General features: G+C 29.7%; 14 protein-coding genes and 1 other annotated feature. All 14 genes read left to right on the forward strand.

Annotation, left to right across the window (positions count from 1 at the left end; translation table 11 throughout):
- Positions 1-588: 588 nt before the first annotated feature.
- The 14 genes from adhE to NSA50_RS10360 all read left to right on the forward strand — a co-directional run bounded on the left by adhE (position 589) and on the right by NSA50_RS10360 (position 14,653).
- Positions 589-3,213, forward strand: coding sequence for a bifunctional acetaldehyde-CoA/alcohol dehydrogenase (gene adhE, locus NSA50_RS10295; protein ID WP_195263695.1), 2,625 nt, complete (start codon positions 589-591; stop codon positions 3,211-3,213).
- Between the two features lie 152 nt (positions 3,214-3,365).
- Positions 3,366-3,848, forward strand: coding sequence for a hypothetical protein (locus NSA50_RS10300; RefSeq protein ID WP_257444929.1), 483 nt, complete (start codon positions 3,366-3,368; stop codon positions 3,846-3,848).
- 27 nt (positions 3,849-3,875) lie between these two features.
- Positions 3,876-5,117, forward strand: a complete 1,242-nt coding sequence (locus tag NSA50_RS10305; RefSeq protein ID WP_195263693.1) for a replication-associated recombination protein A — start codon at positions 3,876-3,878, stop codon at positions 5,115-5,117.
- A 102-nt stretch (positions 5,118-5,219) separates the two neighbouring features.
- A complete protein-coding gene (locus tag NSA50_RS10310; protein ID WP_195263692.1) occupies positions 5,220-5,672 on the forward strand; it encodes an RrF2 family transcriptional regulator in 453 nt (150 codons plus the stop codon).
- 2 nt (positions 5,673-5,674) lie between these two features.
- Positions 5,675-6,874: a cysteine desulfurase NifS gene (gene nifS / locus NSA50_RS10315; protein ID WP_195263691.1), complete on the forward strand. Its 1,200-nt coding sequence runs from the start codon at positions 5,675-5,677 to the stop codon at positions 6,872-6,874.
- The gene (nifU, locus tag NSA50_RS10320) at positions 6,858-7,289 is read left to right on the forward strand and encodes a Fe-S cluster assembly scaffold protein NifU (RefSeq protein ID WP_008678265.1); all 432 of its coding nucleotides are present in this window, start codon (positions 6,858-6,860) and stop codon (positions 7,287-7,289) included. Before nifS ends, nifU begins: the two co-directional genes overlap by 17 nt.
- An 8-nt stretch (positions 7,290-7,297) precedes the next feature.
- Entirely contained in the window at positions 7,298-8,380 is a 1,083-nt protein-coding gene (gene mnmA, locus NSA50_RS10325; RefSeq protein WP_207733771.1) for a tRNA 2-thiouridine(34) synthase MnmA, read from the forward strand.
- Positions 8,381-8,467: 87 nt separating this feature from the next.
- Complete coding sequence (locus NSA50_RS10330) at positions 8,468-8,950, forward strand: PRC-barrel domain-containing protein (RefSeq protein ID WP_195263690.1); 483 nt, start codon at positions 8,468-8,470, stop codon at positions 8,948-8,950.
- Positions 8,944-9,975 (forward strand): AI-2E family transporter, encoded by a 1,032-nt coding sequence (locus NSA50_RS10335; RefSeq protein WP_257444933.1) that lies wholly within the window; start codon positions 8,944-8,946, stop codon positions 9,973-9,975. The genes NSA50_RS10330 and NSA50_RS10335 overlap by 7 nt, the downstream gene beginning before the upstream one ends.
- A 62-nt stretch (positions 9,976-10,037) precedes the next feature.
- Positions 10,038-10,210: a binding site (T-box leader), on the forward strand.
- 63 nt (positions 10,211-10,273) lie between these two features.
- A complete protein-coding gene (gene alaS, locus NSA50_RS10340) occupies positions 10,274-12,913 on the forward strand; it encodes an alanine--tRNA ligase (protein ID WP_257444936.1) in 2,640 nt (879 codons plus the stop codon).
- Positions 12,914-13,072: 159 nt separating this feature from the next.
- On the forward strand, positions 13,073-13,330 hold the full coding sequence (locus NSA50_RS10345; protein WP_008678270.1) for an IreB family regulatory phosphoprotein: 258 nt from the start codon (positions 13,073-13,075) through the stop codon (positions 13,328-13,330).
- A gap of 47 nt (positions 13,331-13,377) precedes the next feature.
- Positions 13,378-13,794, forward strand: a complete 417-nt coding sequence (ruvX, locus tag NSA50_RS10350; RefSeq protein WP_195263687.1) for a Holliday junction resolvase RuvX — start codon at positions 13,378-13,380, stop codon at positions 13,792-13,794.
- 80 nt (positions 13,795-13,874) lie between these two features.
- A complete protein-coding gene (locus NSA50_RS10355; RefSeq protein WP_195263686.1) occupies positions 13,875-14,150 on the forward strand; it encodes a DUF1292 domain-containing protein in 276 nt (91 codons plus the stop codon).
- A 35-nt stretch (positions 14,151-14,185) separates the two neighbouring features.
- Complete coding sequence (locus NSA50_RS10360; protein WP_195263685.1) at positions 14,186-14,653, forward strand: transcriptional repressor; 468 nt, start codon at positions 14,186-14,188, stop codon at positions 14,651-14,653.
- Positions 14,654-14,695 lie beyond the last annotated feature (42 nt).

Consider the following 14,695-nt stretch of genomic DNA (forward strand, 5'->3'; position numbering starts at 1 on the left):
GCTTTTAACCTTATTAGATAATTACGTATAAAAATATATAAGTGAATATAAAGTTTAATATAATAATCTTACGAATTAAAGATTGTTATATATGAATATTTAAACGGATTTTTGGAAAATTAATATTAGCTTTAGTATTTCTAATAAAGCTAATATTTTTATTTTTGAAAATATTGGTCAAGGAATTGTTATGTTTAACTCATTAATTGTTATAAATATAACAATTAACTACCGAAATTTACAAAATTAACTCAACAAATTTCTTGGGGATTTTTTCTAAAATTATACCATAACTCAAAAATGAGCAAGTATTCAGAAAATGGTAGAGGTATAAAGTCGAATATTATAAGAAATATCAAACTTGAATACAAAATAAATAAAGAAAGGAAAATTTAAACTTATGAAATTGCATTAAAATAGTACAAAAAATAAGAAAATAAAAAATGTGATAAACTTTTAACAAAAAAAGATTGACAAAAATTAAACAATGGAATAAAATGAAAATGTAGTTAAGTTAAACATAATATTAAAAAAGTAAATAAATCAGAATGTAAAAATTAACTTATAGATATTTAGGAGGAATAAAAGATGGCTGTAACAAATGCACAGGAATTAACTCAAAGAATTAAAGAATTAAGAGAAGCACAAAGGGTATTTGCTACTTATAATCAAGAGCAAGTAGATGAGATTTTTAGACAAGCAGCTATGGCGGCAAATGATAACAGAATTAAATTAGCAAAGATGGCAGTTGCTGAAACTGGAATGGGAATAGTAGAAGATAAAGTTATTAAGAATCATTTCGCAGCTGAATATATATATAATCAATATAAAGATATGAAAACTTGTGGAGTTTTAGAAGAAGATAAAACTTTTGGTATAACAAAGGTTGCAGAACCAATAGGAGTTATAGCAGCTATAGTTCCAACAACTAATCCAACTTCAACAGCTATATTTAAAACTTTAATAGCATTAAAAACTAGAAATGCAATAATTATATCACCACACCCAAGAGCAAAGAAAGCTACAATTGAAGCTGCTAGAATAGTATTAGAAGCAGCAGTTAAGGCTGGAGCTCCAGAGGGAATCATAGGATGGATAGATGAGCCATCAGTAGAATTATCACAAAATGTTATGAGAGAATCTGATATAATTCTTGCAACAGGTGGTCCAGCAATGGTAAAAGCGGCTTATTCATCAGGAAGACCAGCTTTAGGAGTTGGAGCAGGTAATACTCCAGCTATAATAGATGAAACTGCTCACATAAAGATGGCTGTAAACTCAATATTACTTTCAAAAACATTTGATAATGGGGTTATTTGTGCATCAGAACAATCACTAGTTGTTATAGATCAAGTTTATGATGAAGTTAAGAGTGAATTAAGTGATAGAGGAGCTTACATTCTTAAGGGTGAAGAAGTAGATAAGGTTAGAAAGATTATATTAAATGAAAAAGGTGGATTAAATGCAAATATAGTTGGTCAATCAGCTTATAAAATTGCAGAAATGGCAGGAGTTAATGTTCCAACAACAGCTAAAGTTTTAATTGGTGAAGTTGAATCTGTAGAATTAGAAGAACCATTTTCACATGAAAAATTATCTCCAATTTTAGCTATGTATAGAGTTAAGTCATATGAAGAGGCTTTAGAAAAGGCTAATAGATTAATAGAATTAGGTGGTATGGGACATACTTCAATTCTTTACACTGATCAACTTAAATCAAGAGATAGAATATTAAAATTTGGAGAAATGATGAAGACAGCTAGAACATTAATAAACATGCCAGCATCTCAAGGTGCTATTGGGGATATATTTAACTTTAAACTAGCTCCATCATTAACTCTTGGATGTGGATCATGGGGAGGAAACTCAGTTTCAGAAAATGTTGGTCCAAAGCACTTAATTAACATTAAGAGCATAGCTGAAAGGAGAGAAAATATGCTTTGGTTTAGAGTTCCAGAAAAAGTTTACTTCAAATATGGTTGTTTACCAGTAGCTTTAGAAGAATTAAGAGATATGGGTAAAAAGAAGGCATTTATAGTAACTGATAAAGTATTATTTGAAATGGGATATACAAATAAGGTTACAGAAGTTTTAGAAAGAAACGGAATACAATTTAAAATATTCTCAGATGTTGAACCAGACCCGACACTTAGATGTGCAAAAGCTGGAGCAAAAGAAATGTTAGATTTCAATCCAGATGTAATAATTGCCCTTGGTGGTGGATCAGCAATGGATGCTGCAAAAATTATGTGGGTAATGTATGAACATCCAGAAGTTAAATTTGAAGATTTAGCAATGAGATTTATGGATATAAGAAAGAGAGTTTATAAATTCCCAACTATGGGTGAAAAAGCTATGATGGTATCAATAGCTACATCAGCAGGAACAGGTTCAGAAGTAACTCCATTTGCTGTTATTACAGATGAAACTACAGGTGTTAAATATCCACTTGCAGATTATGAACTAACTCCAGATATGGCAATAGTTGATGCTGAGCTTATGATGACTTCACCAAAGGGATTAACAGCTTGTGCAGGAATAGACGTATTAGTTCACTCAATTGAAGCGTATGTATCAATAATGGCTTCAGAATATACTAATGGTTTAGCTTTAGAAGCAATAAGATTAGTATTTAAGTATTTACCAGATGCTTATAATGAAGGAACAACTAATGTTAAAGCTAGAGAAAAAATGGCTCATGCATCATGTATGGCTGGGATGGCATTCTCAAATGCATTCTTAGGAATTACACACTCAATGGCTCATAAATTAGGTGCATTCCATCACTTACCACACGGTATGGCAAACTCATTATTAATGAATGAAGTTATAAGATTCAATGCAACTGATGCTCCAACTAAACAAGCAGCATTTGCTCAATACAAATATCCAAATGCAGCATGGAGATATGCTAGAATAGCTGATCATCTTGGATTAGGCGGAAACACTGAAGAAGAAAAGGTAGAATTATTAATAAAGGCTGTTGAGAAATTACAAGCTCAAGTTAATATGCCAAAAACTATAAAAGAAGCTGGAGTATCTGAAACTAAGTTCTATGAAACATTAGATGAAATGGTTGAGCAAGCATTTGATGATCAATGTACAGGTGCTAACCCAAGATATCCATTAATGAGTGAATTAAGAGAAATGTATATTACAGCTTATGAAGGTCCAAAGACTAAAGAAGTTAAAAAAGAAACTAAGAAAAAATAATATTTTATGATAAAAAAATAGAGGCTACTCTTATGTAGTCTCTATTTTTTATTTACATATTACTCATATATGACAAGAAATTGTGATATTATTTATAAAGAGAATTTGTTAAGATATTACAAAGAATTAATATTACAAAATGGAGGAAATATATGAAAAAGAAAATATTAATAATATCTTTATTATTATTTGCACAAATATTTATGTTTGGATGTACAAAGGATGTAAGTAGGCAAGATGAGAAAAGGATAAAAGAAACAATTGATTTAGTTTTATCATATAAAGATGGATACGATGATACTATGAAGAAACATATAAGTGAGGATAATTTTTATGTTTGCAATTATGTAGAGTTTTACTCATTATATATAGGTGAATTAAATCTTGAGAAATATGAAAGTAAAATAGTAAGTATAAAAAATGAAAATGGAAAATATAAAGTGTATATGACTCTTGATATGGTAGCAAAAGCTTTAGAGACACATGGCGATGAACATGCAAGTGATGAGGCTATAGGCGAAGATGTACCAATTGAAGTAATTGTAAAAGAAAAAGACGGAGAAATTTTTATAGAAGGATTTACTGAATATGAAGATATTGAAAAGGCTAAAGAATTAAATGAAGGATTTAATTAAAAATAACAAAAAGAAAGAGTGAAAATAATGAAACCATTAGCAGAAATAATGAGACCAAAAACATTAGAAGATTTTGTTGGTCAAAATGAGATATTAGCTAAAGGAAAGCCGTTATATAACTTAATTATAAATAAGATGATTCCAAATTGTATACTGTATGGACCACCAGGAACAGGAAAAACAACTTTAGCAAATATAATGGCAAATTATGTTGATAGAAAATTTTATAAATTAAATGCTACAACTGCTTCTGTAAAAGATATACAAGAAATTACTGAGAGTTTGGATAGTTTACTTAACTATAATGGAGTAGTTATATATATTGATGAATTACAGCATTTTAGCAAAAAACAGCAACAAGCACTTTTGGAATTTATAGAGAATGGAAGAGTTACATTAATAGCAAGCACTACAGAAAATCCTTATTTTGCAATTCATAAGGCAATATTAAGTAGATGTAATATATTCAAATTTGAGGCACTAAATATACATGATATAACTATAGGGTTAGAGAAGGCGATAAAAAAGCTAATTGGTGAAGGTATTAATGTAGAGTATTCTTTAGAAGCTTTGAAGTATATTGGTGAAATTTCTCAAGGAGATTATAGAAAAGCTTATAATATATTAGAATTAACTATAAATTCACAACTTAAAAATATAAAGGAAATATCTGTAGAATATATAGAAAGTTTGAATCAATCTCATATGAGAGCAGATGCAAGTGGTGATGAGTATTACAATTTATTAAGTGCATTGCAAAAAAGCATAAGAGGCAGTGATCCTGATGCAGCTATACATTATTTAGCAAGGCTTATTAAATCAGGAAACTTAACGGCAATAATAAGAAGAATTTCTGTAATAGTAGCAGAAGATATAGGACTTGCACATCCTAATGCGCTAAGTGTAGTAAATTCAGGTATAGAGTTGGCTTTAAAGGTAGGGCTTCCAGAGGCACAAATAATACTAGCAGAACTTGTTATATATTTAGCTACATTACCTAAATCTAATAGTGCATATTTAGCTATTGCTAATGCTATGAAGGATTTAGAAAACAAGAATATAGGAGATGTACCCAATTATTTAAAGGATGCACATTATTCTGGAGCAGAAAGCTTAGGTGTTTCAGGGTATAAGTATCCACACGATTATGAAAATAACTATGTAAAACAAATATATATGCCAGAAAGATTAAAAGATTCTAAATATTATTTTCCTCAAAAAAATAAATATGAGGAAAGCATAACTATGTATTGGAACAAGATAAAATAAGGAGTTATGATGAAATGATGATTATTGACAATAGTAGAGTGGTTTGGTAAGATATATAAAGTAAATACTAGTAAAATAGTCAACATTAAAGGGGGAAGTATAATGAAGCTTTCTACTAAAGGTAGATACGGGGTCAAGGCTATGGTAGACCTTGCAATGCACTATGGAGATGCCCCCGTTTCAATAAAAACAATCTCCCAAAGACAAAATATATCAGAATATTATTTAGAGCAATTATTTTCACCACTTAGAAAAGCAAAACTTATTAAAAGTATAAGAGGTGCTCAAGGTGGATATGTGTTAAATTATGCTCCAAAGGATATAACAGTAGCAGATGTTATGAATGTACTTGAAGGACCTGTTGAAATTGCTGAATGCATTGAAGGAACAGAGTGTGATAACGTAGATTTTTGTGCTACTAGATTGTTATGGGAAAAAATTAAAAATAGTATTGATGAAGTAATGAAAAACATTACACTTCAAGATATAGTAGATGATTATGTAAGAATGAAGGATGAAAATCAATCCGTTAAGATTGTTAAAAGGAGCGAATAGACATGAGAAATGTATACATGGATTATGCAGCAACTACATATGTTAAACCAGAAGTTTTAGAAGAAATGATGCCATTCTTTACTGAAAGGTACGGAAATCCATCATCTTTCTATGGAATTTCTAGAGAAACTAAAATGGCTATTGATAAAGCTAGAAGTAGAGTTGCTAATACTTTAAATTGTGATCCAAATGAGGTTTATTTTACTGGTGGCGGATCAGAAGCAGATAACTGGGCTATTAAAGGAATAGCATCAGCTCATAGAAAAAAGGGAAACCATATTATAACAACAAAAATTGAACACCATGCAGTACTTCACACATGTGAATACTTAGAGAAAAATGGATTTGAAGTGACTTATCTGAATGTAGACAAAGAAGGTTTTATTGACTTAGAAGAACTTAAAAATGCTATAACTGATAAGACAATATTAGTTTCAATTATGTTTGCAAATAACGAAATAGGAACTATTCAACCTGTTAAAGAAATAGGTGAAATTTGTAGAGAAAGAAAAGTTTTATTCCATACTGATGCAGTTCAAGCAATAGGAAATGTTCCAGTAGATGTTAAAGAAATGAATATTGATTTATTATCTTTAGCAGGACATAAAGTTTATGGACCAAAAGGAATAGGAGCACTTTATATAAGAAAAGGCGTTAGAATTGACAACTTAATTCATGGTGGTGGTCAAGAAAGAGCTAGAAGAGCTGGAACTGAAAATACAGCTTCTATAGTAGGGCTTGGAAAGGCAATTGAACTTGCTACTGAAAATTTAGAAGAACATAATAAGAAGATAACTAAACTTAGAGATAGATTAATTGAAGGTTTATTAAATGTACCACATACAAGATTAAATGGACCAGTAGGGGAAAAAAGATTACCAGGTAATGCTAATATTACTTTTGAATTTATAGAAGGTGAATCAATACTTCTATCATTAGACTTTGAAGGTGTATGCGCATCAAGTGGTAGTGCATGTACTTCAGGATCACTTGATCCATCTCACGTATTACTAGCAATAGGATTACCTCATGAGTTAGCTCATGGATCTCTAAGATTGACATTAGGTGATGGTTCAACAGATGAAGATGTAGATTATGTACTTGAAGTTGTTCCACCTATTATAGAAAGACTTAGAAATATGTCTCCATTATGGGAAGACTTTTTAAAGAAGGGAGAAAAATATTATGATGTACAGCGATAAGGTTATGGATCATTTTAGAAATCCAAGAAATGTAGGGGAAATTGAAGATGCAAATGGCGTAGGTGAAGTGGGAAACGCTAAATGCGGAGATATAATGAAGGTTTATTTAAAAATTGAAGACAATATAGTTAAAGATGTTAAATTCAAAACATTTGGATGTGGATCTGCTATTGCTTCATCATCAATGGCAACAGAATTAATAAAAGGAAAGACTGTAGAAGAAGCTTGGGAATTATCAAATAAAGCAGTAGCAGAAGCTTTAGATGGACTTCCACCTGTAAAGATGCATTGTTCTGTTTTAGCAGAAGAAGCTATACATAAGGCAATTAATGACTATAGAAAAAACACAGGTTTAGAGCTTTGGGATTTTGAAGAACATGATGATATACATGATCATGTTCATGGTCACGAATAGGAATTAATATGAAGAAAAAAGTAGTTGTAGGTATGAGTGGCGGAGTTGATAGCTCCGTTGCTGCATATCTTTTAAAAGAGCAAGGTTACGAAGTAATAGGCGTAACAATGAAACATTTTGATGATGAAGATGAAGACTATGTTGAAAGAGAAGGTGGATGTTGTTCTCTTTCTTCAGTAGAAGATGCAAGAAGAGTTGCCGATAAACTAGGAATACCTTTTTATGTTCTTAATTTTAAGGATTCATTTAAAGAAAAGGTAATAGATTATTTTGTACAAGAGTATATGGAAGGAAAAACACCTAATCCATGTATTGCTTGTAATAAACATATAAAGTTTGATGAATTTCTAAGAAGAGCAAAAGGGATTGGAGCTGATTATGTAGCTACAGGACATTATGCTAAAATAGAGAAAAAAGAAGATGGTAGATATCTTTTAATAAAAGCGGATGATGATAAAAAAGATCAGACATATGCTTTATATAACTTTACACAAGAACAATTAAGTCAAACATTAATGCCTTGTGGAGATTATACTAAGGATAAAATAAGAGAAATAGCTAAAGAGATTGGTCTTGCAGTTCACAATAAAAAAGATAGTGAAGAAATATGCTTTATACCTGATAATAATCATGGTAAATACATTTTAAATGCTAGACCAAATCAAGTGAGAGAAGGAAATTTTGTTGATAAAAATGGTAATATATTAGGTAAACATAAAGGTATAGTTTATTATACAATTGGCCAAAGAAAAGGCTTAGGTTTAGCATTAGGAACTCCTATTTTTGTTACTGATATAAACCCAAGAACTAATGAAGTTGTTATAGGGCCAGAAGAAGATGTGTTTAAAACTGATTTAGTTGCAAAGGATGTTAACTTTATTCCTTTTGATTCTCTTAATGAAGAAACAACTGTATTTGCTAAGGTTAGATATCAGGCAAAACCTTCTGAAGCAATAATATCACCACTTGCAGATGGAAAAGTTAAAGTTTCTTTTAAGGAAAAGCAAAGAGCTATAACTAAAGGACAATCAGTTGTATTTTATGATGGAAACGTCGTTGTTGGTGGCGGAATAATAGAAGAAATTATATAAATAAGAAAATTCTCATATGTATATATGAGAATTTTTTTTTATCTTTAGGAGATAATATAGTTATTCTATATAGAAGGGAGAAAGCTTATGTTAAAGAGTAAGGATTTCTATCTACTAAAAGTGTATGATATAAGGGGGAAGTACCTAGGTGTTGTAGATGACATATATATTAATTTTCATGAAGGTAAAATAGTTGGTTTTTTTGTTTCTAATTATCTTCTGTTTAGTAAGAAAAATTTTGTTAGAAGCGGTGATATTATTTCTTTAGAAGAAGTAATGATTGTAAAAGAATTAAATAAAAAAGAAGGATTATCTTTTAAGAGTATAAAAGATATGGATATTAAAGATAAAAATAATACAATGAGAGGGGTATTAGAAGATTTAATAATTGAAAAAAAAGATTTATCAATAAAAGGCATAGTTATGAGTTCGGGAATATTTGATAGGATGATAAAAGGTAAAGAAATATTGTTATTGAAAGATTGTTTATTAGGTGAAGACTTTATCTTATATTATGGAAGTGATGAGGTTAGGCTTCAAAGTATACCTCGTAAAAGAAAAACATGTTGATATATAAGAAATATAAAAAGATTATAAATTCAATTTTAATAATCCTATCAATTGTTTTAATTTTAATTTTGTATATAAAAATTAAGACAATAAACAGTATAGTAAATATTATTTTTATAGGATTTATATTGGCCTATGCTTTAAAACCTCTAAGAGATACTATAAGTGAGAAGTTTAAATTAAGCAAAAGGATTTCGTCAATTTCTATAATACTAACTATATTATTTGGTTTAATATTACTTTCATATATAGTTATCCCTTCAATGTTAAGAGAAAGCTCTAATATTGGATATATACTAGATAATATTGATGAATATGTTAAGAATATTGTAGATAAATTGAATTTAAATGATATATCCTTTTTAAAATCAATATATAATCAAATGAGTGAAGAAATAAATATGTTTTTTAGTAAAGCTACTGATAATTTTTTGGAAAACTTAATGGTTTGTTTTGAAAGTATGATTTCTTTTGCTATTGTACCAATAGTAACATATTATTTCCTAGTTGATGGTGATCTTATTTATGATAAGCTTTTATTAATATTACCAACAGAAAAGAGGATAATTGCTAAAAAGGTTATTAGTCATATAGATAAAGTTTTGTCAAGATATATAATAAGTCAATTATTATTATCATTAATTATAGGAGTACTAACATTTATTGTTCTACTTATAATAAATGTTAAATTTGCATTAATACTTGGTATATTTAATGGTGTCTTGAATATAGTACCTTATTTTGGGCCAATAATAGGTGGAGTTCCTGCTATATTTGTAGCACTTTTGGAATCGCCCAATAAAGCTTTATGGACACTTTTAGCAATATTTTTGATACAACAAATTGAAGGAAATATATTATCTCCTAAAATAACAGGTGATAGTACTAATATGCATCCTATAATAATTATAATTTTATTGTTGGTAGGAGAAAAATTAGGTGGGCTCATAGGGATGATAGTGGCAGTTCCAATAGGAGTTATAGTTAAAGTAATATATGATGATATCAATGATTATTTGTTTTAATAAAATAATTGACATATTTTAATAAATAAACTATAATTTCATTGAAATATAAGAAAAATTAATATTTAGCGTTGAAGAGAATGAGTAAATATACACTATGTATTTAGAGAAGAAGTGGTTGGTGAAAACTTCTTACATAATATATTGAAGCTATCTTGGAGCTATATTATCTAAGTGATGTATTTTTAATACATAATTAGGGTGGTACCGCGGAATTTATGTTTTCGTCCCTTTTTTATAGGGATGGAAACTTTTTTTATTATAAAATACTGTAAAGTAAAAAATGGAGGTAATATATATGAAGTTCATGGGAACAAACGAGCTTAGAGAAGCTTATTTAAGATTTTTTGAATCAAAAGATCACTTAAGATTAGAGAGTTTTCCTCTAGTCCCTAAAAATGATAAATCTTTATTATTAATAAATGCAGGTATGGCACCTCTTAAACCATATTTCACTGGCTTACAAGAGCCACCAAGAAAAAGAATAACTACTTGCCAAAAGTGCATAAGAACAGGAGATATAGAAAATGTAGGTAAGACTTCAAGACATGGTACATTCTTTGAAATGCTTGGGAACTTCTCATTTGGAGATTATTTTAAAGAAGAAATTATTCCTTGGGCTTGGGAGTTCATAACTGAAACTCTTCAAATTCCAAAAGATAAATTATACGTAACAATATATTTAGAAGATGATGAAGCTTATGATATTTGGTGTAAAAAGACAAATGTAGATCCAAGTAGGATATTTAGATTAGGAAAAGATGATAACTTCTGGGAAATAGGTGTTGGCCCATGTGGACCATGTACAGAAATTCATTATGATAGAGGCGAGGGTGTAATTACAAATGTAGATGACTTTGTAAAAGCAAGTGATGAAGATAGAGTAGTTGAGTTTTGGAATCTTGTATTTACTCAATTTGATAAGGACGAAGAAGGAAATTACAATAAATTAGCAAATCCTAATATAGACACAGGAATGGGACTTGAAAGAATTGCAACTATAATGCAAGGTGTAGATAATATATTTGAAATAGATACAGTTAAAAATATTTTAAATAAAGTATCAGAGCTTTCAGGAGTAAAATATGGGGAAGATAAGCTTAAAGACATTTCTTTAAGAATAATAACAGATCATGTTAAATCTGTAACTATGCTAATTTCTGATGGTGTTCAACCAAGTAATGAAGGTAGAGGATATGTATTAAGAAGACTTTTAAGAAGAGCAGCTAGACATGGAAGATTACTTGGTATAAAGGGATTATTCTTAACTGAAATAGTTCAATCAGTAGTTGAAAACTATAGTGGTGCGTATCCAATGCTTATAGAAAATAAAGAATATATAGAAAGAATAGTTTCACTAGAAGAAGAAAGATTTAATGAAACAATAGATTCAGGAATGAACATATTAAATGACTATATAGAAGATATGGAATCTTCTAATGAAAAAACTTTAAAGGGTGAAAAAGCATTTAAACTATATGATACTTATGGATTCCCTATAGAGTTAACAGAAGAAATCTTAGAAGAAAAAGGCATGAATGTTGATCACGAAGCATTTAGAAAAGAAATGGATGAGCAAAGACAAAGAGCAAGAAGTGCAAGAGGGGAATCATCATATATGGGAAGTGATGAAAGCCCAATTAATAAGATAGAAGCTTCAATAAATACTGAGTTTATTGGATATAGCAATGTTGAAGTAGATTCTAAAATTCTTGTTTTAGCTAATGATAATGAGTTTGTAGATGAATTGTCAAAAGGTGAAAAGGGATATATAGTTACTGAAAAAACACCTTTTTATGCTGAAATGGGTGGTCAAGTAGGTGACAAAGGTATTATAAAAACTTCTTCTGGAGAAGCTTGTGTCTATGATACTAAGAAAAATGTTGGTGGAAAAACTATTCATTATGTTAAAGTTTTAGATGGAACAATAAAGATAAATGAAGTGGCAAATCTAAAGATAGATGTTTTAAGAAGAAATAATATAGCTAAGAATCATACTGCTACACATATGCTACATGAGGCGTTAAAACAAGTTGTAGGTAAGCATGTAAATCAAGCAGGTTCATATGTTGATGATGAAAGATTAAGATTTGACTTTGCTCACTTTCAAGGGTTAACAGAAGATGAAATAGAAAAGGTAGAAGAGTTAGTTAACAAAAAGATAATGGAAGTATTTAATGTTAATACAAATCTTATGACTTTAGATGAAGCAAGAGAATCAGGTGCAATGGCTTTATTTGATGATAAATATGGAGATAAGGTTAGAGTTGTAAGTGTTGGAGAATTCTCAAAGGAACTTTGTGGAGGTACTCACGTTAATAACTCAGGAGAAATTGGATTATTTAAAATAATAAATGAAGCAGGTGTTGCTGCTGGAATAAGAAGAATAGAAGCAGTGTCAGGATTAAATGCTATAAAATATATGGAAGAAAAGCAAAGACTCCTAAAAGAAGCGTGTAGTGCTTTAAAATGTAGTGAAAAAGATGTATTAAAGAAGATAGCTTCACAAGGTGTTGAAATTAAAGAAAAAGAAAAAGAAATTTTAGAGCTTAAGAGCAAGTTAACAAGCGGTGTTGAAGATGATATTTTAGCCTCAGTTAAAGAAATAAATGGTGTAAAAGTAGTAGCTTATGGTGTAGAAGGAATAGATGGAAATGCATTAAGAGACTTAGGAGATAAAATGAGAAATAAACTTTCAAGTGGAGTTGTTGTCTTATTAAGTAATGTAGGTGGAAAAGTTAATGTGGTTTCTATGGCTACTAAGGATGTTTTAGAAAAAGGTATTCATTGTGGAAAGATAATTAAAGAGGTTGCTGCAGTAGTAGGCGGAGGCGGCGGTGGAAGACCGGATATGGCTCAAGCTGGCGGTAAGAATCCAGAAAATATCAAATCTGCAATTGAAAAAACATACGTAGTAGTAGAATCTTTAATAAAATAATCTTTAGCAAAATAGTGTACTTTTATAATTATATGGTTTATAATATAATTAAATTAAGTAAACCCGTGAATAGAATTTTTAAAATAAGAGATAATATTATTAGGGATACTGTTAAACTAAATATAAGTAAGGGGGTGAGCTGCAAATAGCAGCAGTTGTATGAATAATAACTTAGATCAAACAATGCAATTTAATTTAAACATCAACAAAGAGGATTTAACAAAGTCAATATTGACAGATGTTTACAATGCGTTACAGGAGAAAGGTTATAATCCGATAAATCAGTTAGTTGGATATCTTATTTCAGGGGACCCTTCTTACATCACAAGCTACAACGGAGCAAGAGCTTTACTAAGAAAACTTGAAAGAGATGAAATTCTTGAGGAAGTTATAAAATCTTATTTAGAAATAAAATAAAGAGTGCCCGTTAAATCGGGCACTCTTTAATGTTTAAGGAGATAAATATGAGAATACTAGGTTTAGATGTTGGATCTAAAACTATAGGTGTTGCAATAAGTGATCCTTTAGGTTGGACTGCACAGGGAATTACTACTATAAGAAGGACTAAAAGAGAGCAGGATATAGAAGAAATCAAAAAAATATGTAAAGAATATTCTGTTGAAACTATAGTAATAGGTTTACCTAAAAATATGAATGGGACTATAGGGGAATCAGGAGAAAGAGTACTAGAACTTTCAGAGATAATAAAAGAAGCTACAGGTATAAAAATTGAGATGTGGGATGAAAGACTTACTACTGTAGCTGCTCATAAGGCGATGCTTGAAGCGGACTTATCAAGGGGAAAAAGAAAGAAAATAGTTGATAAAATAGCAGCTACTTATATACTACAAGGATATTTAGATAGGCTTAGTATGAAATAATTAATTCATTTCCAATTGAAAATTATTATTGACAACCATTAAGGTAAAAATTACAATTATAAAAAAAGGAGAGAAAATTTATGGATAAGGATTTAAAACAATTAGAATTATATGATGAAGATGGAAAATTAGTAAAGTTAAATGTTGTTGCATTTTTTGATATGGTAAATCCAGATACAGAAGAAAAAAGTGAATATGTTATAGTTTATGATGATGATTATACTGAAGATGATATATTTGCTTTAAAGGTAGGAGTAGATGAAGACGGAGATGATCTATTAATACCTATAGATGACGAAGTTGAATTAGCAGCCGTTCAAGAAGCTTATGATACTATTTTTGCTGATGAAGAATAAAATCTAACTAAGAAAAAAGGAAAGGGGTGTTGTTTGTGGAACAATCAAATAGTATAGATTTTAATGTTTTAAAAGAAGATTTAAAACAAAAAGGGTATAAATTGACGCCTCAAAGAAGAGCTATAGTTGACACTATTATAGATAAAGAAGGAGAACATTTAACTGCAGAAGAAATTTATGATGAAGTTAAAAAGAGTTGTCCTGAGATTGGTTTAGCTACAGTATATAGAACTATAATTTTGTTAGAAGAATTAGGTGTAATCTGTAAGCTGGATTTAAATGATGGTTGTAGTAGATATGAATTAGTTCGTAAAGATGAGGGGCATAGACACCATCACTTAGTTTGTAATGAATGCAAAAGCGTTATTGAGGTTCAGGATGATTTATTAGATGAACTTGAAGAAGAAGTTGAAAGATCATATGGTTTTAAAATTGTAGACCATAGTGTTAAATTCTTTGGTGTTTGTAGAAAATGCCAAAGCAAAATGGATAACAATAAATAAGATAAATAAGGGAAATCCTCTCTATGGAGATGACAACCTTTG

Origin of the sequence: Clostridium mucosae, from assembly GCF_024622765.1 — a bacterium.
In the GTDB taxonomy this organism is placed as follows: Bacteria; Bacillota; Clostridia; order Clostridiales; family Clostridiaceae; genus Clostridium.